The following is a 23,380-nucleotide window of genomic DNA, read 5'->3' as shown; positions in this document are numbered from 1 at the left end:
GGAAACCCCATGCCCGCCTACCGCTCGCGCACGACCACCCACGGACGCAACATGGCCGGTGCCCGCGGCCTCTGGCGCGCGACCGGCATGAAGGACGGCGATTTCGGCAAGCCGATCATCGCGGTGGTCAATTCCTTCACCCAGTTCGTGCCCGGCCACGTGCACCTGAAGGATCTCGGCCAGCTGGTTGCTCGCGAGATCGAGCAGGCCGGCGGCGTCGCCAAGGAATTCAACACCATCGCGGTCGATGACGGCATCGCGATGGGCCATGACGGCATGCTCTATTCGCTGCCCTCGCGCGACCTGATCGCCGACAGCGTCGAATACATGGTCAACGCCCATTGCGCCGACGCGATGGTCTGCATCTCCAACTGCGACAAGATCACGCCCGGCATGCTGATGGCCGCCATGCGGCTCAACATCCCGGTGGTGTTCGTCTCCGGCGGCCCGATGGAGGCCGGCAAGGTCGTGCTGCGCGGCGCCAACCGCGCGCTCGACCTGGTCGACGCCATGGTGGCGGCGGCGGACGAGAAATACACCGACGAGGAGGTCAAGGTGATCGAGCGGTCGGCCTGCCCGACCTGCGGCTCCTGCTCGGGCATGTTCACCGCCAACTCGATGAACTGCCTGACCGAGGCGCTCGGCCTGTCGCTGCCCGGCAACGGCTCGGTGCTCGCCACCCATGCCGACCGGCGCCGCCTGTTCGTCGAGGCCGGCCATCTGATCGTCGATCTCGCCCGCCGCTATTACGAGCAGGACGATGCCAGCGTGCTGCCGCGCTCGATCGGCGGCCTGACGGCCTTCGAGAATGCCATGACGCTCGACATCGCCATGGGCGGATCGACCAACACCGTGCTGCATCTGCTCGCCGCCGCCCATGAGGCCGAGGTGGACTTCACCATGGCCGACATCGACCGGCTGTCGCGGCGCGTGCCGGTGCTGTGCAAGGTCGCCCCGTCGGTGCCGGACGTGCACATGGAGGACGTCCATCGCGCCGGCGGCATCATGGCGATCCTGGGCGAGTTGGAGAAGGCCGGCCTGGTCGACACCAACGTGCCGACCGTCCATGCCGAGACGCTCGGCGCGGCGATCAGCCGCTGGGACATCAGCCGCACCACGTCCGAGACCGCGCTCAAGTTCTTCTCGGCCGCGCCGGGCGGCGTGCCGACCACGGAAGCCTTCAGCCAGGAGGCGCGCTGGGAGCCGGATACCGACCGTGCCAAGGGGGCGATCCGCTCGGTCGAGAACGCCTTCTCGAAGGATGGCGGCCTCGCCGTGCTCTACGGCAACATCGCGGTCGACGGCTGCATCGTGAAGACCGCCGGCGTCGATGCCTCGATCCTGAAGTTCACCGGCCCGGCCAAGGTGTTCGAGAGCCAGGACGATGCCGTCAAGGGCATCCTGGGCGGCAAGGTCGAGGCCGGCGACGTGGTGGTGATCCGCTACGAAGGTCCGCGCGGCGGCCCGGGCATGCAGGAGATGCTCTACCCGACCAGCTACCTGAAGTCGAAGGGCCTCGGCAAGGCCTGCGCGCTGGTCACCGACGGCCGCTTCTCGGGCGGCACCTCGGGCCTGTCCATCGGCCATTGCTCGCCGGAAGCGGCCGAGGGCGGCACGATCGGTCTGGTCGAGGACGGCGACACCGTCGCGATCGACATCCCGAACCGGACGATCAACCTGCTGGTCTCCGACGAGGTGCTGGCCGCCCGCCGTATCGCCCGCGAGGCGGCCGGCTGGAAGCCCGCCAAGCCGCGGCCGCGCAAGGTGACCGCCGCGCTGAAGGCCTATGCGGCCATGGCGACCAGCGCCGCCAAGGGCGCCGTGCGCGATGTCGAGCAGCTGACCCGCAAGTAATTCCGGCGCGGCGATCATCCGATCGGGGCATCTGATGATCGGGAGCATCTGACCGGACGGCGCGGCGGGAGGCCTGGAGCTTCCCGCCGCGCTTTCGTTTCGGCAGGCGCCTAGTGGTCAATTCAATCTGACATTTGCGTCCCGCAAATGTCAGATTGAATTGACCACGTCGTCAAAGAGTTAGTGGTTTGGATTCACGAGACGGATGGGTACCATCCGTCTCGATCAAACCACTAGCCCGCCGCGATCAGGCCGGCGATCCGATCGACCAGCGCCTCGACGTCCAGCCGCCAGTTCGACGGTTCGTCGGGCACGCCGCCGATATCGATGTGCCGGCCGCGCAGTTCGGCCGCATATTCGATCACCGCCTGGTTGACCAGCAGCCGGGTCGCCAGCGAGATCACCATCGTGCCCGGGCGTGCGAACAGCGCCATGTGCAGGGCCGAGCCGTCGAGCCCGGCGACGATCTCGGCATTGCGGATATGGGCGATCTGCCGCTCGACGCTCAGCCCCTCGGGGTAGATGACCTTGAAGCCCAGCGCCTCGGCGAGGCGGGCCTCCAGGGCGCGCTCGTTGACCGGCGTCGGCCGCGTCGGCCTGAAGCGCGATCGCGACAGGTAGATCCGGCGATGGGCCCCGACCGGCGGCAGCAGCATGCGCCGCGCGATGCGCCGGTAGACATCGTGAAATCCGGCCCGGATGCTCTGGCTGATCGCGACCGTCGGCTGCGGCACCAACAGGTCCTCGCACAGGATCGGCCGCCTCACCACCACGATCCGCCGCCGCCCGATGCCGGCGGCCAGGAGCAGCGGCCCGAGATAGGGCCAGACCTCGTCCATGCGGTTCGCCGGCGATTGGACCTGGTGGAACACCACCGGACGCCGGTCGCCCGGATCCGGACAGGCCCAGAGCCGTCCGGGCAGTTCCAGGAGGTTGTGGCCGAACTGCGGATAGATCAGACCGCCATAGACGGCCGGGCGCCGGATGACGCGGCTCGGTACGAATTGGGCGGGATCGATGGCTACGGGCGCGAAGGCCAGGCTTTCGGGCCGCCGTCCCGAAATGGGCACCACGAAGCCGTGGCGATCATAGACCGCCGAGGCGTAGGTCTGCTCCCAATTCGGCGTCGCCTTGGGGGCGATCGGCGGCGTCAGCGGCAGCAGGGCGCCGCCGACCGGCACCATGGTCGGCATCTGGCGGTAACCGTTCGGAATGTCGGCGATCGCCCGCCGCAGACTATCGAATTCGGACGCCTCGAAGCCGATCAGACGGACCCGATCCAAAAGCCCGGTCAGATCGGTCTCGGCCCGGCCGGCCGGCCTGGCGGACCGTCGGCCCGCAACGCGATCGATCGCCGCGCCGGGCGGAGTCCGATCCGCCTCGCCGCGCGACGCCGCACCGCCGCGCACCGACGGCGCAGCCACACCGATTTCCGCCTGCATCGATCCGTCACCGACCGTCCCGCCGTCACAATTCTTGACAGCCGGCCGTCATGATAGAACATCTTGCGTGCAAACAGGAATATCCGGCGTTCGGAACGCGCGTCCCGCCGGGGACGAAGAGGCAGGTGTGCCTGGGCGGCCACAACGCCCCGCCTGCAGACGCGTCACGCCCGAGGCGGCCCCGAGGCCGCCCAAAGGCCGCCCAAAGGCCGCCCCGCCCCGGCCGCGTCCCGAGACGTCCCGTCGGGTCCAACCGCCGGCGTCGCTGCGCGCCGAACGGGCCGGCACCGGCCCCGCAGCGGCCTGTCGGCGGCATCGGGCGGGGCCGTCAGAGCCAGCGGCGATAGGCCTCGAAGTCCCGCGCATAGAGCTGCTCGATGCGCTCGCGCGCCTTGGGCGTCAGCAGCGAGGCTTCGTCCGGCCAAGGGTCGTCCCCCTTGGCATTGCGGATCGTCAGCAGGGTCTGGTCGTCGGCACCGGTCGACGCGATGCGCGCAGGCCGCCGGCTCGCTTCGAGCGAATGCAGCCAGGAGATCGACGAGAAGTCGGTCGCCTTGAGTCCGAGCCGGCGTTCGACCCGGTTCAATTCCTTGAACAGGTTCCGGCGCGAGACGTTGATCACCGTGTCCGGATCGAGATGCTCCTCGATCGGGTGCCATTGCTGCCGGAAATGCGGGTCGCAGGACACGACACCGACATGTTCCATGTAGGTCAGGAAGTCGGACAGCGAATAGCCGCGCACCCGGTGCAGCCGTCCATGCGCCCAGTCGATCGAACCGGCAGCGTTGAGACCATAGATCAGGGAATGGCGAAAGCTGGACAGGAAGCGGGAATAGGGGTCCCGGAACACCCGGACGATCCGATAGGTCGACAGGTTGCGGGCGATCGCCGCCTTGGTCTCCGGCGAGACCTCATAGACGGCGGTGCGATGATCGTGCGGCCACGTGCTGTGGGCGAGGACGTCCTCCAGACGGCCCGTGATCCCGGCGAACCAGGTGTAGACCGTCGTGCAGGCCGATTTCGGCGACCACAACACCATCAGCTTCAGGTGCGGGTCGACCAGTGGCAGATTGGTGCTGCGCAGGATGCGCGGCTGCCCCTTCGGCAGCGGCAACTCGCGCCCCCAGAACCGCAACCATTGCCGTTTCGAGATCATCGCCTACCCGACCCTCCGACGCCGCTGCCATGCCATGACCTTGCGATCGGCAACAGGACGAATGAACCCGTAGTCCAGGCGGACGCCGGATCGCAAGGGCGGCGAGGCCCATCGAACCGGCACGCAGACCGCGATTGCCGCTTGCAATCCGGCCGGGTTTCTGTAGAACCCGCGCATTCCGTCGGGCACCCGGCCGGGGGCTGAACGGACGGTCATGCGCGTATCACGGCAACGTGGCCCGCACATGGCAGGAGCGATAGACGTGCTCCGTCGTCCGGTGTCTCCGCTCTCCGACAGCTGAATTTCTTTCCGTGTGTCCTCGTCCGGGGGCTCCGGGAGGCTTGGCGCCGGTGCCCGATGGCGACGAGGAAAGGTCTGAATATCCATGGCGCTCTACGAGCACGTCTTTATGGCTCGCCAGGACGCGTCGCCCCAGCAGGTCGACGCCCTGATCGAGCAGTTCAAGTCCGTCATCGAATCCAATGGCGGCAAGATCGCGAAGGTCGAGAACTGGGGCCTCAAGTCCCTGGCCTATCGCATCAAGAAGAACCGCAAGGCCTTCTATGCGCTCCTCAACATCGACGCCCCGTCGGCGGCGGTCGTTGAGCTCGAGCGTCAGATGCGCATCAACGAGGACATCCTCCGCTTCATGACCATCCGGGTCGAGGCGCACGAGGAAGGCCTCTCGGCGATGATGCAGAAGCGCGACCGCGACGACCGTCGCGGCGATCGCGACGACCGCCCCGGCGGCCGTGACCGCGACCGTGGCGATCGCGGTGATCGTGGCGACCGCCGCGGCCCGCCGCGCGACCGTGCGCCGCGCCGTGAGGAATTCGTCGCCGCTGTCGAAGCCGAGGAGAACGACTGATGGTCGACATCAACCAGTTGCCCACCCGCCGTCCCTTCTTCCGCCGGCGCAAGACCTGCCCGTTCTCCGGCGCCAACGCCCCGAAGATCGACTACAAGGACGTGAAGCTGCTGCAGCGCTTCATCTCCGAGCGCGGCAAGATCGTGCCGAGCCGCATCACCGCGGTCTCGACCAAGAAGCAGCGCGAGCTCGCCCAGGCGATCAAGCGCGCCCGCTTCCTCGGCCTGCTGCCCTTCGTCATCAAGTGACGGCAGCCGCAAGGCTCTGACCATCGGTGGCCCCGTCGCGACGGGGCCACATCTCTTTCGAAGCCCGTTCCGGTCCGGCGCCTCCGCGGCGCGGTCCGGAACCGGCTTCGAAAGCCGTCGGGCGGTCCCTCCGTTCCGACCCGTGGAAGATCGCGCGCCGCAGCCGGCCGAACCGAACGGGCTGCCATATTTGTCGGGTTGGGGTCCTTGCGGCTCCTAACCGCTCGAAAGGCGGGACAGCTGGACGATGCCCATGCTCGCATCGCCCTATGCACTGATGATGGCGCTCGGCTCCGGCCTGGCGTCCGCGGTGCTGTTCGCCTCGGTGATCGCCGGCACGACGCTGGCGCTGCCGCTGTTCATGATGTCGGCGCTGCCGATCGTGATCGCGGCGCTCGGCTGGGGCACGCGGGCCGGCATCCTGGCCTCGATCGTCGCCGGCGCCGTCGTGGCGGCCGGCCTGACCGGGCTTTCGGCCGCCTCCTATCTGGCCAATATCGCCTTTCCGGCCGTGGTCGCCTCGCACCTGATCGGCCTCGCCCGCACCGAGGGCGACCATGTCGAATGGTATCCGCTCGGCCGCGTCCTGGTCGCCTCGGCGCTGATCATGGCGGTGCTGGCGGTGATCATCGGCAGCGTCTACGGCTACGCGCCGGAAGGGATGCTGCCGCGGCTCGCCGGCATGTTCGCCGAAATGTCGCGCGCGCCGGGCGATACCACCCCGATCGAGACGCTGCGCGTCCAGTACGAGCCGGTCGCCCGGCTGACGCTGCGCATGCTGCCGGTGGTCATCCCGATCGTCTCGACCGTGGTGCTGGTGCTCAATCTCTGGCTCGGCGCCAAGGTCGTGGCGCGCTCCGACCGGCTGGCGCGGCCGTGGGAGGATCTCTCCGCCGTTCGGGCGCCGGGCAGGCTCGGCGTCGCCTACGGGGTGGCGGTCGCCGGAACGGCGCTGCCGGATCCGATCGGCCTCTTCGCCGGCCCCTTCTTCGGCGCCCTCTCGGCCGTCTACACGCTGATCGGCCTCGCCGTGATCCACAACGTCACGCGCGGCGCCGGTCCCCGGCCGATCGTGCTGGCGACCGTCTACGGCCTCCTGTTCCTGATTCCCTTCGCGGCCCTGGTTCCGATCCTGATCGGGCTCCTGGACCCCGTGTTCAAATTTCGCGACCGGCGGCGCAACGGCCCGCCCGCAGCGACCTGACAATCCCGCGCATTCGAAGGAGAGAAGCCATGGAAGTCATTCTGCTGGAACGCGTCGGCCGCCTCGGCCAGATGGGCGACATCGTCCGCGTCAAGGACGGCTATGCCCGTAACTTCCTGCTGCCGCGCCACAAGGCGCTGCGCGCCACCAAGGCCAACAAGGAGCGCTTCGAGGGCCAGCGCGCCCAGCTCGAGGCCCGCAACCTCGAACTCAAGAGCGAAGCCCAGACGATCGCCGAGAAGATCGACGGTCACGTCTCGATCGTGATCCGTTCGGCCGGCGACATGGGCCAGCTCTACGGCTCGGTCTCCGCGCGCGACATCGCCGAACTGCTGACCAAGGACGGCTTCTCGGTCGACCGCTCGCAGGTCGTTCTGCACACGCCGATCAAGACCATCGGCCTGCACAACATCGTCGTTGCCCTGCATGCCGAGGTCCAGGCCAAGGTCGTCGTCAACGTCGCCCGCAGCCAGGACGAAGCCGAGCGCCAGGGCCGCGGTGAGGAAGTCCTCGCCCGCGAGGAGGATGTCTACGAGCGCGAAGTCGGCCCGATCACCGACGAGGAAGGCTATTCCGACCTCTGATCCCGGATCGGCGGCGGCCTCGTGCCGCTGCCGACTGCCGGGCCGTTGTCGGCCTCAATCAGACGCCTCCGGACCCGGCCAGCACGGCCGATCCGGGGGCGTTTTCATGCGCGCGCGGCCGCGAATCGGGCCGGCCGCGCCGCCGCCGGCCGGGCGCGGAGAATCCGATCGCCGTTAACGCATCCTTTCCGGATTGCGCGTCATTTTCGATCCATGATGCGCTCAGCCCCTGGTATTGCGTTGCTGATCGGCGCCTCGCTCCTGCTCACGGGTTGCGCTGGCCTGTTCGGATCCTTCGGGCCGGCCCGCCAGGCATGGCGGGGTGCGGCCGAGAAACAGTGTCTCGCCTCCGGGCGGGTCAAAGTCTCCGCCTATGTCCAGCCGATGAGCGAGATGGACGGCCCGGGCAATTGCGGCGCCGACAACCCGTTCCGCGTCTCTGGCGCCCTGGATGGTCAGGTCGGCATCCGCCCGACCGCCAACATCAACTGCCCGATGACCGCCGCCCTCGACGATTGGCTCTACAATGTCGTCGAGCCGGCCGCGATGCAGACCCACGGCCAGCCGGTCGTCGAGGTCAAGCTGCTGTCCTCCTACAGCTGCCGCCGGATCAACGGCGCCGCCTCGGGCTCGATGTCCGAGCACGCCTACATGAACGCGCTCGATGTCGGCGGCTTCAAATTCGCCGACGGCAAGGACATCAGCGTCAAGAACGGCTGGCGCTCGCAGGATCTGGCCACCGTCACCTTCCTGCAGGAGGTCGGCGACCGGTCCTGCCTGATCTTCAACACCGTGATCGGCCCGGACGGCGACATCCACCATCAGGACCATTTCCACATCGATCTGGCCAACCGGCGCAGCGGCAAATACTGCAAGGGCGGGCCGGTCCGCGGCGGCACCGGCCTGATGTCCTATATGGGCGGCGACAAGTCCTTCTTCCGCAACTCGCCCTTCTTCGGGGCGCTCGCCGACAAGCCCCTGCCCGGCCACGACCCGAACCACGACGACTGACGGCGGCCGCCGGCACCGTCGTCTTCCGGTCACCGTCGTCCCGCATCAGGACCGAGCCGCCGTGACGGACACGGGGCGGCCCGCAGGAGAGATCGATCGTGAACGGACAGGTGATGCAGCGGTTTGCCAGCGGCCGGGAGGCGGCGCTGGCCTTGCGCCCGGACCACCCGGTCTACTGCTTCCGGCCTTCGGTGCTCTACGCCGATACCCGGGCCTTCCTGAAGGCCTTTCCGGGCAAGACCGCCTATGCGGTCAAGACCAACGGCGAACCGATGGTCCTGGAGACCATCGCGGCGGCCGGCGTGACCGCGTTCGATGTCGCCTCGCCGGCGGAGTTCGAGGCGGTCGCCGCCGTCGCCCCGAAGGCCGAACAGCTCTACATGCACCCGGTCAAGGCGCAGGCCGACATCCGCCTGGCGCTCGAAGGCTTCGGCATCCGCACCCTGTCGCTCGACCATCCGGTCGAGTTCGACAAGATCCAGCGCATCGTGCAGGCCTTCGACATCGACCCGGGCGAGGTCAGCCTGTTCGTCCGCCTGCAGACCCGCGGCGCGGCCGCCTACGAATTGTCGAAGAAATTTGGCGCCGCCCCGCGCGAGGCGGTGGAACTCGTGCAGCGGATCGACCGCCAGGGCTTCCGCGTCGGCCTGTGCTTCCATGTCGGCAGCCAGGTCGAGGATGTCGAGACCTATGATGCGGCCCTGAAGGTCGCCGCGCAGGTGCGGGCGCAGGCCGGGGTCGCGCTGGTCGGGCTCGACATCGGCGGCGGCTTCCCCGCCCCCTACGGCCGCGATCCGCGCGGCGCGCAGCGCCCGGTGCCCGATCCGGTCTCGCTGATCGGCGAGATCGGCGCGGATCTGCGCCGCCACGGCTTCGGCGATCTGCCGCTGGTGGCCGAACCGGGCCGGGTCATCGTCGCCCGCTCGCTGTCGGTGATCGTGCGGGTGCTGCTGCGCGACGGCAAGCGGCTCTACATCAACGACGGCATCTGGGGATCGCTGTCGGACAGCTGGACCGGCAAGATCACGCTGCCGGCCCGCCTGATCCCCGATCCGGCCCGCAAGCGCCGCACCGGCGACCCGAACCGGCTCGACGACTTCCGCATCTGCGGCGTCACCTGCGATTCGGTCGACATCCTGTCCCGGCCGTTCTGGCTGCCCGAATCCGTCGATACCGGCGACTTCATCGAGATCGGCCATATCGGCGCCTATTCGCTGTCGCTCAGGACCCGCTTCAACGGCTTCTATCCGGACACCATCGTCGAGGTCGAACATCCTTTCGAGGACGATCGCGACGGTCTGGAAGGCTTCGCCAATGTCGAGACCTGGGGCGAGGCGACCGTCGAGCCGGTCAGCGGCACCGAAGCCGTCTGAGCCGGTCGCAGAAGAAGAAAGGCCCGGCGCTCGATCCCTTGCGGGAGAGCGCCGGGCCTGCGGACGCCTCGAAATGCCGCCCGCCACTACCGTCGATCAGACAACGCAGCTCCGCCGCGCCGGTTCCCGGCCGTTCGCCATGATCCCTCCCCGATCAATGGCGCCCGATCGAGAGCGCCCGATCGAGAGCGCCCCTTCGATACCGACGGCCGCACCACAAGTTGTACACACAGACGTGACGCCGCTGCGGCGGGCGGGCGGAAACCATCCTGGCTCCGGAGTGTTGTATTGATAAGTTTCACGATGGAGCCGAACCATGTGGCCAATGAATAAGCCAGAAGAACTAAAGCTAAGCTTGAGAATGCGAACGATCTATCCGCCGGCCGATTCCAGCGCAATGCCGGAGCGGATGACCGCATTGTTGAACCGGCTGGCCACGATGACCGGCACGGGCAAGCCGGTCGGGACCGATGACTCGCGGCAGGACAAGCGTTGATCGATCCCCGTCCGGGTACCGTCCGGGCGCTGCCCGGGCAGGCCGCTCCGCCGGTCAAGACGCGCGCGCATCCGAAGCCACGTGGCGCCGGCTGAGCAGCACATAGAGGGTCGCGACGGCGACCGTCAGCACGACGAAGACCACGCCGACGACATTGACCACCGGCGACAGGCCGAAGCGCAGGCGCGAACCGACCTCGGTCACCAGCGTCCAGTCGCCGCCGATCGAGAAGACGGTGGTGTTGTAGTTCTCGAAGGACTGCAGAAAGGCGATGGCCGAGGCGGTGATCGCGGTCGGACGCAGGTAGGGAAACAGGATCCGCCGCATCACCATGAACTTGGAGGCCCCGAGATCGAGCGCGGCCTCCTCCAGCGTCAGGTCGAAGCGTTCGAGCCGGGCCAGGAACATCAGCATGCAGTAGGAGGCGATGAAGCTCGCCTGGGCGACCATCGCCAGGAACAGCCCGCCCGGCACGCTGAAATGGCGCCAGAAGATCAGCGTCGACAATCCGATGATCAGGCCCGGCATCAGCACGGGCGAGACCATGATGGCATAGAGCAGCCCGCCGGCGCGCGACTGCAGCCGATGCAGGACCAGGGCGCCGGCCAGGCCGAACGGGATCGACAAGGCGATCACGCCGAGCGCGATCACGATCGAATTGAACAGGCCGCGCATCAGCCGCTCGTCGCGGAACAGCGCCGGAAACCACTCCAGCGTGAAGCCGCGCCACTGCGTCACCGACGGATACGGGTAGGCGTTGAACGCCGCCACCGACATGACCACCAGCGGCGCGAACAGATAGACCAGGAACAGCCCGATATAGACGTCGAGCACGATGCGGGCGGCGCGTCCTTCGGACCGGGTCATCGCGCGATATCCTTCAGCCGGATGCCGAACACCGTCATGACCAGGAACACGAAGACCATGCAGGCGGCCAGCAGCGAGAAGGCATAGGCCGCGCCGATATTCCAGTTGTTGGCTTCGAAGAACTGCCGGTAGACGAGTTGGCTGAACCAGTCGCCGCCCTGCCCGCGCGTCATGATCTGCGGCACCGAATAGGAGCCGGCCGACAGCATGAAGGTCATGATGCAGCCGACCGCGATACCGGGCTTGGCATGCGGGATGATCACCCGGGCGTGGATGCGCGGGACCGAGGCGCCGAGGTCGCGCGCGGCCTCGATCTGGTTGCGGTCGAGCGTCTCCAGCGTGTTGTAGATCGGGAAGACCATGAACAGGACGTAGGTGTAGACCATGGCCATGAACACCGCCGCCGGGCTTTCCAGGAACGGGATCCAGCGCCGCGCGGCCAGGTCGGTCACCCCGAACCACTCCAGCACGCCGTTGATCACGCCCTGGTAGTCGAGGATCATCAGCCAGGCGTAGATGCGCAGAAGCTCGTTCAGCGCGTAGGGAATGACCAGCGCGAGCAGCAGCAGCGTCGCGCGCAGGCCCGACGAGGCGAGCGCCGCCATATAGGCGACCGGATAGCACACGACCAGCGCCAGCAGCGTGACCATCACGGCATAGAAGATGGTCTTCATGAAGATCTGCAGGTGGATGTCGGTCATCCGCGTATAGTTCTGCAGGCCATAGACCTTGTCCGGCCGCTTTTCCTTGAGCTCCAGCTCGGCGATCTTCTGCGTCAGGCCTTGGATGCGGATATCCAGCGCGAGCCGCGCCTCGGCGTCCTTGCTGTGCTCGTAATCGTATTTGGCGGTCGACAGTTCGTTGTAGGTGCGGTCGATCTCGACGGTCAGGTCGGCGGTGCCGCGTTCGAGCGACCACAAGGACTGGTCGAGCATGGTCGCCTGCGGGGCGATCACCATGCCGAGGGTCCAGATCGCCACCAGGAGCAGCAGCACCGTGGTGATCCCGGCGCCGTAGGCGTCGACGAGCTTACGCATCGGACGCCTCCACCGGGAACACGACCGCATCGTCGGCATCGAAGCCGATGGCGTGGACGGAGGCGAGCCAGTGCGAGCGGATGCCGAGATTCGGCGCCTGCGCCACCATGGTGCCGCCGTCCATGGCGAATTCGTGCGTGACGACGGGTCCTTCCAGCACGCGGTTGGTCAGATGCGCCTCGAAGCGGTTGGCGGTCTCCCGGTCGCCGACCAGGCCGACCCGTTCCGGCCGGACCATCGCGAGGGCCGCGGCACCGACCGCGACCGGCTGGGCGGCGCGTCCCCTGATCCGGCCGATCGGCGTATCGACGGCCGCATAGCCGTCCGCCGTTTCGACGACACGGCCGCGATAGCTGTTCTGCTCGCCGACGAAGCCCGCCACGAAGGGCGTCGCCGGCAGCGCATAGAGGCGGTCGGGGGTGTCGACCTGCTCGATCCGCCCGGCATTCATCACCGCGATCCGATCCGACATGGCGAGCGCCTCGGACTGGTCGTGGGTGATGTAGATGAAGGTGACGCCGGTGCGGCGCTGGATCGTCTTCAGCTCCGCGCGCATGTGCTGGCGCAGCTTCAGGTCGAGCGCCGACAGCGGCTCGTCGAGGAGCAGGACGGCCGGTTCGACCGCCAGGGCGCGGGCCACGGCGACGCGCTGGCGCTGACCGCCGGACAACTGCCCCGGCATGCGGTCGCCCATGCCGGACAGCGCGACCAGGTCGAGCAGTTCGTCCGCCCGCCGCCGCCGCTCCTTGCGGCCGACGCCGCGCGCCTCGAGCCCGAAGGCGACATTCTCGGCGACCGTCATCAGCGGAAACAGCGCCAGATTCTGGAAGATCAGCGCGGTCGGCCGCTCGTTGGGGCCGAGATCGGTCATGTCGGTGCCGCCGATCAGGACGCGGCCCGCCGTCGGCGACAGAAAGCCCGAGATCACGCGCAGCAGCGTGGTCTTGCCGCAGCCCGACGGCCCGAGAATCGAGAAGAACTCGCCGGCCTTGACCTCCAGGTGGTTCGGCGCCACGGCCGTGAAGGTGCCGAAGGTGACCGACACGGCCTTGAGGTGAACGTCCCTGCCATGCGTTGCCATGAGCCCCCCCGAGCGCCCGACGGACGCCACGTCCGATCGAGGTGTAACCATCGGCCGTTCCGCGGCTGCCTGGAGGCGGTCCGCGGCGGGCCGATGGCCGACTGTGTTCAATTCCGGACCTTGAGGAAAGACCGCCCGAACGCCGCGACGGCGGGCCACCCCCGCAGGACCGCACCACCGGCCCGCGCCGGGAGGCCGGCCAGGCGCGGCCGCCGCCGGCCAAACGCCCCCGCGAGGACGCACGCGGTCAAAGAGCGAGTGGTTCGGGTTCGCGAGACGGATGGGAACCATCCGTCCCGATCGAACCACGAGGCACGGGCCGGACGCGTTTCCGCCCCGTGCCGATCCGACATGACCGAAGCCCGCGCCGGTCAGGCGTTGGTGAGCTTCTCGACATATTCGCCGCGCAGCTTGCTGAAGAACGGCGTCATGATCGGCCACCACCACAGATTGTCGATGGTGCCCGGCGCATAGGCCATCTCGAAAGCCGCCTTGGCCTCGTCGCTCAGATACTTCTCGGCGCCGACCGCGCAGGAATTGTAGCCGGTCGTGTTGGCGAAGACGCCGCCGGTCTCGGGCGTGAAGATGTAGTTCATGAAGGCATAGGCCTGTTCGACATTGGCGGCGCCGGCCGGCATCGCGACGGTGTCGGTCCAGGCGAGGCCGCCCTCCTTGGGCATGCCGTATTTCCACTTCTTGTTGGTCTTCCGGTTCAGGAGGATACCGGTCGTATCCCAAGTCTGGCCGATCACGCAGCCGGCGTCGGTGAAGGCCGCCGTCGCCTCGGTCGCGTTGTTCCAGTAGGCGCCGAAATTCTTCTTCTTGGAGACGGCGAACTTCAGGCAGGCTTCGAAGATCCGGCGCGAATCATCCTCGGACTTGTACATGTCGAGCGCGCGGTTGGTCTTCAGCTGGCCGGTGGCGTCCAGATAGATGGCGATCGAGGTGAAGATCGACTTCTGGCGCAGCGCCACCTTCTTGTCGAGGCCGTCGGCCCAGAGGTCGGCATAGGAAAGTTCGCCGGATTTCTTCGGCAGGATCGCGCTGTCATAGGTGATCGCCTCGGTGCCCCAGTCGAACGGCACCAGATAGCGCTTGCCGCGATTGGTCGCACCGAGCGTGATCGAGTTGCGGTAGATCGACGGCACCACCGCCGCCACGTTGAACTTCTTCTCGTCGATCTCGGCGAGGAGATTGTCCTTGTAGTAGTTCGGCCCGGTATCGACCGAGGGCGTCACGATGTCGAAGCCCTTGGCGCCGGCGGCGCGGAGCTTGTTCTCGGCCTCTTCGTTCGATCCGAAGGTCGAAAGATTGACCTTGATGCCGGTCTTCTTCTCGAAATCCGCCAGGATGGTGTTCTTGTCGAAATAGTCACCCCAGGCGAACACGTTGACCGAGCCGGACGTGGCCAGCGCGTCGTGGGCGCGCAGGATCGCCGGCAAGGCCACGGCGGCAGCCCCGGTCTTGAGCAGGGAACGACGGTTGATCATGATAGTCCTCCATGGCCTTCCCGGTCCGATCGCGCGGGCGACCGCCCCGAGTGCTCCTCCCCGCGAGCGCCCTTGCGTCCGGTTGGACGGAAGCGGGCGCTCTCTCTTTGGTTCCGGAGCATCCAAAACGCGACCGGGCGATTCTGTCCGATCCCGGGATGCTCTAGTGGTCGACGCTGAAATGCCGATGACACCGGAACGACGATAGGATCGAGTCCCGATGCTGGGCAAGCGATCGCACGGAGCAATCCGCGCAAACCGAGGACAAGTGACACCGATGCGCAATGTCGTCTTCATCACGGCCGACCAGTGGCGTGCCGATTGCGTCGGCGCGGCCGGCCATCCGGTCGTCCGGACGCCGAATATCGACCGGCTGGCCGCCGAGGGCGTGCGCTTCGCCCGGCACTTCACCCAGGCCGCGCCCTGCGCCCCGGCGCGGGCTTGCCTCTATACCGGCCTCTACCAGATGACCAACCGGGTGGTGCGCAACGGCACGCCGCTCGACGCCCGGCACCTGACCCTCGCCCAGGCGATGCGCGCGCTCGGCTACGACCCGACCCTGTTCGGCTATACCGATACCGGCCTCGATCCGCGCTCGACCGTGCCCGAGGATCCGTGGCTGCGAACCTACGAAGGCATCCTGCCGGGCATGACGGTCCGGACCTTCCTGCCCGAATATCCCGGTCCCTGGCTGTCCTGGCTCGCCGCCCGCGGCGTCGACATCCCCGGCTCCTGGCAGAATGTCTACATGCCCGCCGACGGCGAGCCGGCGCTCTGGGGCAAGCCGCCGCGCTACGGTGCCGACGAGACGCAGACCGCCTTCCTGGTCGGCGAATTCGAGCGTTGGGTCTCCGAGCAGCGCGCCCCCTGGTTCTGCCATCTCTCCTTCCTGATGCCGCATCCGCCCTTCGTGGTGCCCGAGCCCTACTGCTCGATGTACGATCCGGCCTCCGGCCCGGCCTTCGCCCGCGCCGCGCATTTCGAGGTCGAGGCGCAGAAGCATCCCTATCTGCGCTACGTCCAGGAGGCCCTGCGCAAGCATGAGCGCATCTACGGCCCGCCCGGCCCGACCACCGACGGCTCGGAGGCTGACGCCCGCCAGGTGCGCGCGACCTATTGGGGCATGGTCAGCGAGGTCGATGCCCAGATCGGCCGCATCCGGTCGATCCTGGAGAAGGCCGGCCAGTGGGACGACACCCTGTTCATCGTCACCTCCGACCATGCCGAACAGCTCGGCGACCATCACCTGTGGGGCAAGCTCGGCTTCTACGATCAGAGCTATGCGGTGCCGCTGATCATCCGCGATCCGGGCCGCCGCGCGAGCGCCGGCCGGGTGGTCGAGGACTTCACCGAGGCGGTCGACCTGATGCCGACCATCGTCGACCTCCTCGGCGGCGCGGTCCCGAACCATCTCGACGGCCGCCCGCTGACCGCCTATCTCGACGGCGGCGCTCCCGCCGAGCCCCGCCGCGAGGTGCATTGGGAGTTCGATTTCCGCGACGGGGCCAGCCAGCGCCCGGCGAAGCATCTCGGCATCGGCTTCGACGACTGCGCGCTGGCGGTGATCCGCGACGAGCGCTTCAAATATGTCCACTTCGCCGGCCTGCCGCCGCTCCTGTTCGACATCGCCAACGACCCGGCCGAGCTGGTCAATCTGGCCGAGGACCCGGCCTACCAGTCCGTCCGCATCGCCTATGCCGAACGCATGCTCGCCTGGCGCGCCCGCCACCTCGACCGCCGCCTGAGCGGCATCGAACTGACGGAGGCCGGACCGGTCGACGGACGGGCGGAATAGTCGACACCGTGGCTGCGCCGCGATGCCCGGCGCAGCCTCGCCCGCCACGGCCTTTCCCACGGCCGCCCAGGCCGCCGCCACACCGCGCATACCCGGGCTGCGGTTCACTCCGCGGGCTGTTCCCGTTATGGTGCCGCCGGTTCAGGAGTTTCAGACGATGAAATACACCCGCCTCGGCCGGACCGGCCTGGAAGTCTCGCGCATCTGCCTCGGCTGCATGACCTATGGCGACCCGACCTGGCGCGGCTGGAATTGGGTCCTGACCGAAGAGCAGTCGCGTCCCTTCATCGTCAAGGCGCTGGAACTCGGCATCACCATGTTCGACACCGCCGACTATTACAGCGGCGGCGAGAGCGAGCGCATCGTCGGGCGGGCCCTGAAGGACTATGCCCGGCGCGAGGACGTGGTCATCGCCACCAAGGTCTGCCTGCCGATGAACGATCGGCCGAACGGCAAGGGCCTGTCGCGCAAGCACATCATGGAGGGGATCGACGCCAGCCTGAAGCGGCTCGGCACCGACTATGTCGACCTCTACCAGATCCATCGCTTCGACTATGCGACCCCGATCGAGGAGACGCTCGACGCGCTCAACGACGTGGTCAAGGCCGGCAAGGCGCTCTATCTCGGCGCCTCGTCGATGTGGGCACGCCAGTTCGCCCGCATGGTCATGACCCAGCGCGCCAAGGGCTGGGCCGAGTTCGTCTCGATGCAGAACTTCTACAACCTCGCCTATCGCGAGGAGGAGCGCGAGATGATCCCCTTCTGCCAGGAGGAGGGCATCGGCCTGATCCCGTGGTCGCCGCTCGCCCGCGGCTTCCTGGCCGGCAACCGGCCGAAGGACGGCGAGGCCTCGACCCGCGCCAAGGTCGACACCCTGGCGCAGGGCTATTTCGGCACCGAGCAGGACTATCGGGTCAAGGACCGGCTCGACGAGACCGCCGCGAAGCTCGGCCTGAAGCCGACCGTGCTGGCGCTCGCCTGGGTGCTGGCGCGCGACGGTCTGACCGCGCCGATCGTCGGCGCCTCGAAGCCCTACCATCTCGACGACGCCGTCGCCGCGCTCGACGTGACGCTCGATGCCGAGACCATCGCGGCCCTGGAAGAGCCCTACGCGCCGCGCGCCGTACAGGGCCACCAGTGACCGTGCCGGCCGCGGCCCCGCTCTCCCTCGAAGGCCGCCGTATCGAGGCCCTGCTGGTCGATCTCGACGGCACGCTGACCGACCCGTTCGATGGCATCACGCGCTCGCTGCGCGAGGCCGCGGCGGCGATCGGATACCCGGTCTCGCCGGCCGACGATCTCGCCTGGGCGATCGGGCCGCCGCTGTTCGAGAATATCCGCCGCGTCGCGCCCGGCGCCGACGAGGCGACCGTGTGGGCCGGCGTCGCCGCCTACCGGGCCCGCTACGGCGCGGTCGGCAAGTTCGAGAATGCCGTCTATCCGGGCATCCCGGAGGCGCTCGCCGCGCTCAAGGCAGCCGGGCTGACGCTGCATCTCGCGACCTCGAAGCTGGAAGCCCACGCCATCGAGATCCTCGAGCATTTCGGGCTCGCCGGCTATTTCGCCTCCGCCCACGGCTCGCAACTCGACGGCTCGCGCGGCAACAAGGCCGAGTTGATCGCCCATATCCTGGCCGATCGCGGCCTTCCCGCCGGGCGCCTCGCCATGGTCGGCGACCGCAAGCACGACTGCCTCGGCGCCGCCGCCCACGGCATTCCGACCATCGGGGTCGCATGGGGCTATGGCGGACGCGCGGAACTGACGTCGGCCGGCGCCGCGGCGATCGTGGCGACGCCGGAAGACTGGGTGACGGTCGCCAGGACGGCGGCGGGCGTCTAGCAGATAGCTGAAAAACACGTCGGAACGCGATCAGACGCGGGTCGTTTCAACTCTGTCATCCCCGGGCTTGTCCCGGGGATCCAGACTTTCCAAGGACTTGGCCATCGCACTGGATCCCCGGGACGAGCCCGGGGATGACAGAATGGCGGGTTCGGAGTGATTTTCAGCAGCCTGCTAGAGCAAGATCCGATCGGAGCGACCAGCTCTGATCGAAAAAAGCTTGCGCAAACAAAAACATCCAGAGCATTGTCCGAGCCCTTCAGGTCGGACGACGCTCTGACGGCGGCCACCAGCGGGGAGCAGGCCAGCATGGCGGATCGAACGGTGCACGCGACGGTGTCGGGCCGGGTGCAGGGCGTCGGCTATCGCGAATGGACCCGGCGCAAGGCCGTCGCGGCGGGCCTGGCCGGCTGGGTGCGCAACCGGCGCGAGGGGACGGTCGAAGCCGTCCTGTCCGGGACCGACGCGGCGGTCGCCGAACTGGTCGAGCGGCTGCGGCACGGACCGCGCAGCGCCGAGGTGACCGACATCGCGATCGAGGAGATCGAGACACCCGAAGGCCTTCCGGCGGACTTCGAAATCCGCCCGACGGTCTGACCGGCCGACCGCTCGCGGTACCGACGCCCACCATCCCGCCGCCGCCACCCAGACGCGCGCCATTCCGAGGGGCCACGCCCGCGACGGCCGGAGCCGCCGGGAGCGTCGGGTGCGTCGGGTGCCGACGACCCGTCGTCGAGACGGGCCGCCGCTGCGCCGTTCGTGCCGGCCGGACCGGCCCGGCCCTCAGCCCTTGTCGGCCGCCTTGACCAGCGGGCACTTGCTGTCGGCGAGCGGCCAGACGGTCTCCTCCGGCGGGATCTTGCGGACGATCTCCAGATAGTCCCACGGATATTTCGAGGCGGCCGGCGCCTTGACCCGGGCCAGATACATGGTCCGCGTCACGCGGCCGTCCGGACGGATGCGGGCATCCTGCGAGAAGAGATCGTCGACCGGGATCTCGCGCATCGCGGCCGCGACCTTGTCGGCATCGTCGGTGCCGGCCTTGGCGACGGCCTTCAGATAGTGCCGCACCGCGCCGTAGACGCCGGCATGCAGCATCGAGGGCATCATGCCGGTGCGCGCCATGAAGCCTTTCGACCAGGCACGCGTCTCGTCGTTCAGGTCCCAATAGGAGGCCGTGGTCAGGTAGGTGCCCTGCGCGGCGGCGAGGCCGAGGCCGTGGATGTCCTGGAGGAAGAGGATCAGCGCCGCCAGGCTCTGCCCGCCCTGGACGAGGCCGAAATCGTTGGCCTGCTTCATCGCCGTGACCGTGTCGTTGCCGGCATTGGCGAGGCCGACCACCTTGGCGCCGGACGCCTGCGCCTGCAGCAGATAGGAGGAGAAATCGGCCGTGTTGAGCGGGTGGCGCACCGCCCCCTTCACGCTGCCGCCGGCCGCCGTCACGACCGCGGTGGCATCGGCCTGCAGCTGATGCCCGAAGGCGTAGTCCGACGCCAGGAAGAACCAGGACGTGCCGCCGGCCTTCACCACCGCGGAGGCCGTGCCGTGCGACACCGCGTAGGTGTCGTAGGTCCAGTGGAAGCCGTAGGGCGAGCAGCGGTCGTTGGTCAGCGCCGTGGTGCCGGCGCCGGAATAGAGCACGATGCGCTTCTTCTCGCGCGCCAGGTCCTGGATGGCCAGCGCGACGCCCGAATTGGGCACGTCGGCGATCGCGTCGACCCCATCGACATCGAACCAGCGCCGGGCGATGCCGGTGCCGATATCGGCCTTGTGCTGGTGGTCGGCCGAGACGATCTCGATCCGCTTGCCGAGCACCGTCCCGCCGAACTCCGCGACGGCGATCTCGGCGGCGGCGAGCGAGCCCTTGCCGGTGATGTCCGCGGTCACGCCGTTCATGTCGGTCAGAACGCCGATCTTGACCACGTCCCCGCTTACCTGCGCTTCGGCGGCTGGCGTCATCAGCAGGCCGGCCAGGCCTGCCGCAAGTAGTGCCGGCTTCATGACATATCCTCCCTTGGTGCTTCTTGGTCGTTCAGGCCCGATCGACCGGCAGCCCGTCGAGCCATTGGCCGATCAGGCGGGCGATCGCATCGGAATTGTCCTCGATCATCATCATGTGCCCGTTGCCGGTGATGCCGTGATCCGGCAGCCAGAGGAACGTGGCGCCGAGATAGGCGGCGGTCGCGCCATCGACGGCCCGCGGGTGGCGGCGGTCGTGGTCGCCGGTGACGATCAGGATCGGCCGGCCGGCGACGTTGGCCGGATCGCGGATCCGCAGGCCGCGCCCGCCGATGTTGAAGCGCTCGTTGAGCACGCGCGCGCTCTCCGGGACGATCGAGCGCAGATAGGCGGCGAGGCCGGCCTGCGGGAAGCGCGGGGCATTCGCCCAGTAGGCGGCCGCAAAGGCCTCGCCGAACCAGACCGGCCGGTCCTCGGGCGCGTAGACCGGGCAGCCGACGCTCTCGTCGTCCTTGAGCGCCAGGATGGCGGCCGGATCCCCCGGCAGATCGGGCAGCAGATTGGCCGGCGGCCCCGGCGCGATGCCGACGATGGCGGCGACGAGGTCGGGCCGCTGCTCCGCCATCCACCAGCCGATCGGACCGGCGGCCGAATGGGTCATCAGGATCGCGGGGCCGACATCCTCGAGCACGGCCAGCAGGGCGCGGGCGATGTCCTCGGTGCCGAGGCCGGCGAAATCGGCCGCCATGGGCGAGCGGCCGTGACCGGGCCAGTCGGCCACCAACACGTCCCGCCCGCCGGCGGCGAAAATCGGCGCCCAGCCGGGTCGGCCGTCGGGCGTCGCCATCCAGCAGGTGCCGGTATGACCGCCGCCATGCAGCATGACGAGCGGCAGGCGCCCGGCCGCTGCGGACGGCGGAAAGAAGCGGTCGACATAGACCGGGTGGCGCCTGGTGCCGGAATAGAAGCACCGCGCGCGTGCGCCTTCGACGGCCGCCGGGACCGCCGCCCCTTCCGGAGCCTCGCCCATCATCCCCTCCCCTTCGATCTCTGCGGATCGTTTCTTGTGATCGGGCGCGATGCTAGGATGCGGCCTCCGAAACCGCAAGAGTAATGTCTCATATGAGACTATTATCGATCGCAGATGAGACCAACTCCCCGCCGGCCTCTTTGCCCGACGACCCGGCGCAGGGCAGTCCCGGCATGGCCGGCGTGCTGGGCGGCACCGAAATCGCGATCGCCTACAAGATCGGCTATGTGCTGAACTTCTACCGCGAACCGTCTTTCCGGCGGATCGAAACCGAGTTCGGCATCACGCGCCCGGAGATCGTGACCCTGATCGTCCTGAACTACCGGGAGGGGGTGACGGCGAGCGACATCTGCGAGTTCTCGGGCCATCTGAAGGCGAATATCAGCCGCGGCATCCTGGCCCTGGAGAAGAAGGGGCTGCTGCGCCGCGAGGCCGACGCGGCGGACCGGCGGCGGCAGTTCCTGTTCATGACCGAGGCCGGCCGCGCGCTCTATGCGCGCTACATCCCGATGCTGCGCGAGCGGGAGAAGGCGATGCTCGCCTGCCTCACGGCCGCCGAAAGACGCAGTTTCGAGCGCATCCTGGACAAGCTCGCCGCGCATGTGCCGGACTGGGCCGCGGCCGGAGAATTGTAGTGGCCGGAGAATTGTAGCGGTCAGAGAACTGTAGCGGCCGGTCGCCACGGCCGGCTTGCCGCTGCCGGCTTTCAACTGCCGGCTTTCCGCTGCCGGGTCGGCGGCGCCGCTTGACGCAGTGCGGCATGAACGCGGCCGCCGAAAAGCGAAATCGGCCGATCCAGGGGGCGGAACCGGCCGATTTGCTTGATTCTCTTCCATCCAACCGATGGTGCCTTGACCGGCTCTTGTTGGGTCCGGGACCGCCGCCGCTGGTGCCCCGTCTCCGCCGTCGGGACGCCCCCTTCAGAGCGCTCCAACCAGAACTGCGCCAACAAACGCGAACGCGGCGCAGATCATGAAGAACTCCATGCTACGGGTCATGGTCATGAGTGGCCTCCGCAGTCGTTCTCCGATGGGATGACCTTAAGGCGTGGCGCGGCCGCAACGAAGCAAAAAAGTTTGTGCGCCGCCGCGCGATGTGGCGGAGATTGGGCCATGACGCCCGGGTCCGCCAGATTTGTGCCACAGAGATTGACGCTTAGACCATGCTGCAGTGCAGCAACGATTCTGCGTGGCGGCGGCCTCACCAGGGCAGTTCGGAGCCGTCGTAGTTGTAGAAGCGCGGACTGTCCTTGGCCCGCATCTTGTCGATCACCCGGACGATTCCCGCCGCGCTGACATCCGGCGACAGGTCGGCGCCGGTGCCGCCCATGTCGGTCGCGACCCAGCCGGGATGCACCACCGAGACCGCGATCCCCTCCCCGCGCAGATCGGTAGCAAGGCCCTGCATGACCTTGTTGACCGCCGATTTCGAGGAGCGGTAGGCGATCCGGTCGGAGCGATTGTAGGCGAGCGAGCCCATCCGGCTGGAGACGGTCAGGATCTTGGCGGCGGCGGACAGGCGGAGATTGGCCAGGAAGGCCTGCACGACGCGCAGCGGCGAGATGGTGTTGATCTCGAAGGTCCGGAGCCAGCCGTCGAAATCGATGTCGAGCGTCGACTGACGCTCCGGACCGAGCACGCCGGCATTGTTGACCAGAATGTCGATCGGCTGGCCGGCGAGCGCGGCGGCGGCCGCCCGGATCGAGACCGGGTCGGCGACGTCCATGCCGATCACCTCGACGGCGAAACCGGGGCTTGCGGCGAGCGCCTTCAGGTCGACGGCCTCGGCCGGCCGCCGGCAGGTCGCGTGGATGCGGTCTCCGCGCATGGCGAGACTCCTGACGAGCGCCAGACCGATGCCTCGGTTCGCTCCCGTGATCAGGACCTCAGCCACGCCGTGCCTCCGACACGCCTTCGAGCCGGTACGGCCGTCGGGCCGCCCATGCTTCTCTCGTCTTGACCGGCACCGCGTCCCTTTCCTCCGGCCTATCCGGACGAGACGGCGCGAGCCTTGGATCGGACTTATAGCGCAAAGCGCCCTCGGCCA

At 68.2% G+C, this 23,380-nt stretch carries 22 protein-coding genes; 13 read left to right on the top strand and 9 right to left on the bottom strand.

Annotated elements, in window-relative coordinates; all coding sequences use genetic code 11:
- Window positions 1–9 precede the first annotated feature (9 nt).
- Window positions 10–1,854, top strand: a complete 1,845-nt coding sequence (gene ilvD / locus ABB55_RS23845) for a dihydroxy-acid dehydratase (RefSeq protein ID WP_054361044.1) — start codon at window positions 10–12, stop codon at window positions 1,852–1,854.
- Window positions 1,855–2,087: 233 nt separating this feature from the next.
- Here the strand turns inward: ilvD and ABB55_RS23840 are convergent, their stop codons facing one another.
- Together ABB55_RS23840 and ABB55_RS23835 are read right to left on the bottom strand one after the other, a co-directional pair.
- Window positions 2,088–3,278, bottom strand: coding sequence for a glycosyltransferase family 61 protein (locus tag ABB55_RS23840; protein ID WP_160321304.1), 1,191 nt, complete (start codon window positions 3,276–3,278; stop codon window positions 2,088–2,090).
- A 346-nt stretch (window positions 3,279–3,624) separates the two neighbouring features.
- On the bottom strand, window positions 3,625–4,452 hold the full coding sequence (locus ABB55_RS23835) for a sulfotransferase family 2 domain-containing protein (protein ID WP_054361042.1): 828 nt from the start codon (window positions 4,450–4,452) through the stop codon (window positions 3,625–3,627).
- 385 nt (window positions 4,453–4,837) lie between these two features.
- Here ABB55_RS23835 and rpsF point away from each other — a divergent pair, with 385 nt between their 5' ends.
- From rpsF to ABB55_RS31170, 7 genes are all read left to right on the top strand, one after another.
- Window positions 4,838–5,320, top strand: coding sequence for a 30S ribosomal protein S6 (gene rpsF, locus ABB55_RS23830; RefSeq protein WP_054361041.1), 483 nt, complete (start codon window positions 4,838–4,840; stop codon window positions 5,318–5,320).
- Window positions 5,320–5,568 carry a 30S ribosomal protein S18 gene (gene rpsR, locus ABB55_RS23825; protein WP_054361040.1) on the top strand — a complete coding sequence of 83 codons (249 nt, stop codon included), beginning with the start codon at window positions 5,320–5,322 and terminating at the stop codon, window positions 5,566–5,568. Before rpsF ends, rpsR begins: the two co-directional genes overlap by 1 nt.
- A 247-nt stretch (window positions 5,569–5,815) precedes the next feature.
- Window positions 5,816–6,772, top strand: a complete 957-nt coding sequence (locus ABB55_RS23820) for a DUF2232 domain-containing protein (protein WP_083463886.1) — start codon at window positions 5,816–5,818, stop codon at window positions 6,770–6,772.
- 29 nt (window positions 6,773–6,801) lie between these two features.
- Window positions 6,802–7,356 (top strand): 50S ribosomal protein L9, encoded by a 555-nt coding sequence (gene rplI, locus ABB55_RS23815; protein WP_054361038.1) that lies wholly within the window; start codon window positions 6,802–6,804, stop codon window positions 7,354–7,356.
- 216 nt (window positions 7,357–7,572) lie between these two features.
- Window positions 7,573–8,367 (top strand): extensin-like domain-containing protein, encoded by a 795-nt coding sequence (locus ABB55_RS23810; protein WP_160321303.1) that lies wholly within the window; start codon window positions 7,573–7,575, stop codon window positions 8,365–8,367.
- 113 nt (window positions 8,368–8,480) lie between these two features.
- Window positions 8,481–9,740 (top strand): type III PLP-dependent enzyme domain-containing protein, encoded by a 1,260-nt coding sequence (locus ABB55_RS23805; protein WP_054362270.1) that lies wholly within the window; start codon window positions 8,481–8,483, stop codon window positions 9,738–9,740.
- Window positions 9,741–10,101: 361 nt separating this feature from the next.
- Window positions 10,102–10,236: a hypothetical protein gene (locus ABB55_RS31170; protein ID WP_276326412.1), complete on the top strand. Its 135-nt coding sequence runs from the start codon at window positions 10,102–10,104 to the stop codon at window positions 10,234–10,236.
- A gap of 54 nt (window positions 10,237–10,290) precedes the next feature.
- On the opposite strand, the gene ABB55_RS23800 is transcribed toward ABB55_RS31170, so the two are convergent.
- From ABB55_RS23800 to ABB55_RS23785, 4 genes are all read right to left on the bottom strand, one after another.
- A complete protein-coding gene (locus ABB55_RS23800) occupies window positions 10,291–11,103 on the bottom strand; it encodes an ABC transporter permease (protein ID WP_054361036.1) in 813 nt (270 codons plus the stop codon).
- On the bottom strand, window positions 11,100–12,140 hold the full coding sequence (locus tag ABB55_RS23795; protein ID WP_054361035.1) for an ABC transporter permease: 1,041 nt from the start codon (window positions 12,138–12,140) through the stop codon (window positions 11,100–11,102). Before ABB55_RS23795 ends, ABB55_RS23800 begins: the two co-directional genes overlap by 4 nt.
- On the bottom strand, window positions 12,133–13,221 hold the full coding sequence (locus ABB55_RS23790) for an ABC transporter ATP-binding protein (RefSeq protein WP_054361034.1): 1,089 nt from the start codon (window positions 13,219–13,221) through the stop codon (window positions 12,133–12,135). Before ABB55_RS23790 ends, ABB55_RS23795 begins: the two co-directional genes overlap by 8 nt.
- A gap of 371 nt (window positions 13,222–13,592) precedes the next feature.
- The gene (locus tag ABB55_RS23785) at window positions 13,593–14,711 is read right to left on the bottom strand and encodes an extracellular solute-binding protein (protein WP_054361033.1); all 1,119 of its coding nucleotides are present in this window, start codon (window positions 14,709–14,711) and stop codon (window positions 13,593–13,595) included.
- A gap of 277 nt (window positions 14,712–14,988) precedes the next feature.
- Between ABB55_RS23785 and ABB55_RS23780 the strand changes: the two genes are divergently transcribed.
- The 4 genes from ABB55_RS23780 (at window position 14,989) to ABB55_RS23765 (ending at window position 18,942) form a co-directional block, all read left to right on the top strand.
- On the top strand, window positions 14,989–16,506 hold the full coding sequence (locus tag ABB55_RS23780; protein WP_054361032.1) for an alkaline phosphatase family protein: 1,518 nt from the start codon (window positions 14,989–14,991) through the stop codon (window positions 16,504–16,506).
- A gap of 157 nt (window positions 16,507–16,663) precedes the next feature.
- Window positions 16,664–17,647: an aldo/keto reductase gene (locus tag ABB55_RS23775; RefSeq protein WP_054361031.1), complete on the top strand. Its 984-nt coding sequence runs from the start codon at window positions 16,664–16,666 to the stop codon at window positions 17,645–17,647.
- Window positions 17,644–18,345, top strand: a complete 702-nt coding sequence (locus ABB55_RS23770) for an HAD hydrolase-like protein (protein ID WP_244472110.1) — start codon at window positions 17,644–17,646, stop codon at window positions 18,343–18,345. The genes ABB55_RS23775 and ABB55_RS23770 overlap by 4 nt, the downstream gene beginning before the upstream one ends.
- A 309-nt stretch (window positions 18,346–18,654) precedes the next feature.
- On the top strand, window positions 18,655–18,942 hold the full coding sequence (locus ABB55_RS23765; RefSeq protein WP_054361030.1) for an acylphosphatase: 288 nt from the start codon (window positions 18,655–18,657) through the stop codon (window positions 18,940–18,942).
- Between the two features lie 186 nt (window positions 18,943–19,128).
- Here the strand turns inward: ABB55_RS23765 and ABB55_RS23760 are convergent, their stop codons facing one another.
- Entirely contained in the window at window positions 19,129–20,346 is a 1,218-nt protein-coding gene (locus tag ABB55_RS23760; protein ID WP_054361029.1) for an ABC transporter substrate-binding protein, read from the bottom strand.
- Window positions 20,347–20,377: 31 nt separating this feature from the next.
- Window positions 20,378–21,334: an alpha/beta fold hydrolase gene (locus ABB55_RS23755; protein WP_054362268.1), complete on the bottom strand. Its 957-nt coding sequence runs from the start codon at window positions 21,332–21,334 to the stop codon at window positions 20,378–20,380.
- A gap of 173 nt (window positions 21,335–21,507) precedes the next feature.
- On the opposite strand from ABB55_RS23755, the gene ABB55_RS23750 reads away from it, so the two are divergent.
- Entirely contained in the window at window positions 21,508–21,969 is a 462-nt protein-coding gene (locus ABB55_RS23750; protein ID WP_244472109.1) for a MarR family winged helix-turn-helix transcriptional regulator, read from the top strand.
- Between the two features lie 565 nt (window positions 21,970–22,534).
- Here ABB55_RS23750 and ABB55_RS23745 read toward each other — a convergent pair.
- A complete protein-coding gene (locus tag ABB55_RS23745; RefSeq protein ID WP_054361028.1) occupies window positions 22,535–23,227 on the bottom strand; it encodes an SDR family oxidoreductase in 693 nt (230 codons plus the stop codon).
- Window positions 23,228–23,380: the final 153 nt, after the last annotated feature.

It is taken from the genome of Prosthecodimorpha hirschii, from assembly GCF_001305515.1.
Lineage (GTDB): Bacteria > Pseudomonadota > Alphaproteobacteria > Rhizobiales > Ancalomicrobiaceae > Prosthecodimorpha > Prosthecodimorpha hirschii.
This window is presented reverse-complemented; position numbering and strand designations above follow the sequence as displayed.

Coding starts and splice junctions, on each gene's coding strand:
- ilvD (WP_054361044.1), top strand. CDS start 10: ATGCCCGCCTACCGCTCGCGCACGACCACCCACGGACGCAACATGGCC.
- ABB55_RS23835 (WP_054361042.1), bottom strand. CDS start 4,452: ATGATCTCGAAACGGCAATGGTTGCGGTTCTGGGGGCGCGAGTTGCCG.
- rpsF (WP_054361041.1), top strand. CDS start 4,838: ATGGCGCTCTACGAGCACGTCTTTATGGCTCGCCAGGACGCGTCGCCC.
- rpsR (WP_054361040.1), top strand. CDS start 5,320: ATGGTCGACATCAACCAGTTGCCCACCCGCCGTCCCTTCTTCCGCCGG.
- ABB55_RS23820 (WP_083463886.1), top strand. CDS start 5,816: ATGCCCATGCTCGCATCGCCCTATGCACTGATGATGGCGCTCGGCTCC.
- rplI (WP_054361038.1), top strand. CDS start 6,802: ATGGAAGTCATTCTGCTGGAACGCGTCGGCCGCCTCGGCCAGATGGGC.
- ABB55_RS23810 (WP_160321303.1), top strand. CDS start 7,573: ATGCGCTCAGCCCCTGGTATTGCGTTGCTGATCGGCGCCTCGCTCCTG.
- ABB55_RS23805 (WP_054362270.1), top strand. CDS start 8,481: ATGCAGCGGTTTGCCAGCGGCCGGGAGGCGGCGCTGGCCTTGCGCCCG.
- ABB55_RS31170 (WP_276326412.1), top strand. CDS start 10,102: ATGCGAACGATCTATCCGCCGGCCGATTCCAGCGCAATGCCGGAGCGG.
- ABB55_RS23800 (WP_054361036.1), bottom strand. CDS start 11,103: ATGACCCGGTCCGAAGGACGCGCCGCCCGCATCGTGCTCGACGTCTAT.
- ABB55_RS23795 (WP_054361035.1), bottom strand. CDS start 12,140: ATGCGTAAGCTCGTCGACGCCTACGGCGCCGGGATCACCACGGTGCTG.
- ABB55_RS23790 (WP_054361034.1), bottom strand. CDS start 13,221: ATGGCAACGCATGGCAGGGACGTTCACCTCAAGGCCGTGTCGGTCACC.
- ABB55_RS23785 (WP_054361033.1), bottom strand. CDS start 14,711: ATGATCAACCGTCGTTCCCTGCTCAAGACCGGGGCTGCCGCCGTGGCC.
- ABB55_RS23780 (WP_054361032.1), top strand. CDS start 14,989: ATGCGCAATGTCGTCTTCATCACGGCCGACCAGTGGCGTGCCGATTGC.
- ABB55_RS23775 (WP_054361031.1), top strand. CDS start 16,664: ATGAAATACACCCGCCTCGGCCGGACCGGCCTGGAAGTCTCGCGCATC.
- ABB55_RS23765 (WP_054361030.1), top strand. CDS start 18,655: ATGGCGGATCGAACGGTGCACGCGACGGTGTCGGGCCGGGTGCAGGGC.
- ABB55_RS23760 (WP_054361029.1), bottom strand. CDS start 20,346: ATGAAGCCGGCACTACTTGCGGCAGGCCTGGCCGGCCTGCTGATGACG.
- ABB55_RS23755 (WP_054362268.1), bottom strand. CDS start 21,334: ATGGGCGAGGCTCCGGAAGGGGCGGCGGTCCCGGCGGCCGTCGAAGGC.
- ABB55_RS23750 (WP_244472109.1), top strand. CDS start 21,508: ATGGCCGGCGTGCTGGGCGGCACCGAAATCGCGATCGCCTACAAGATC.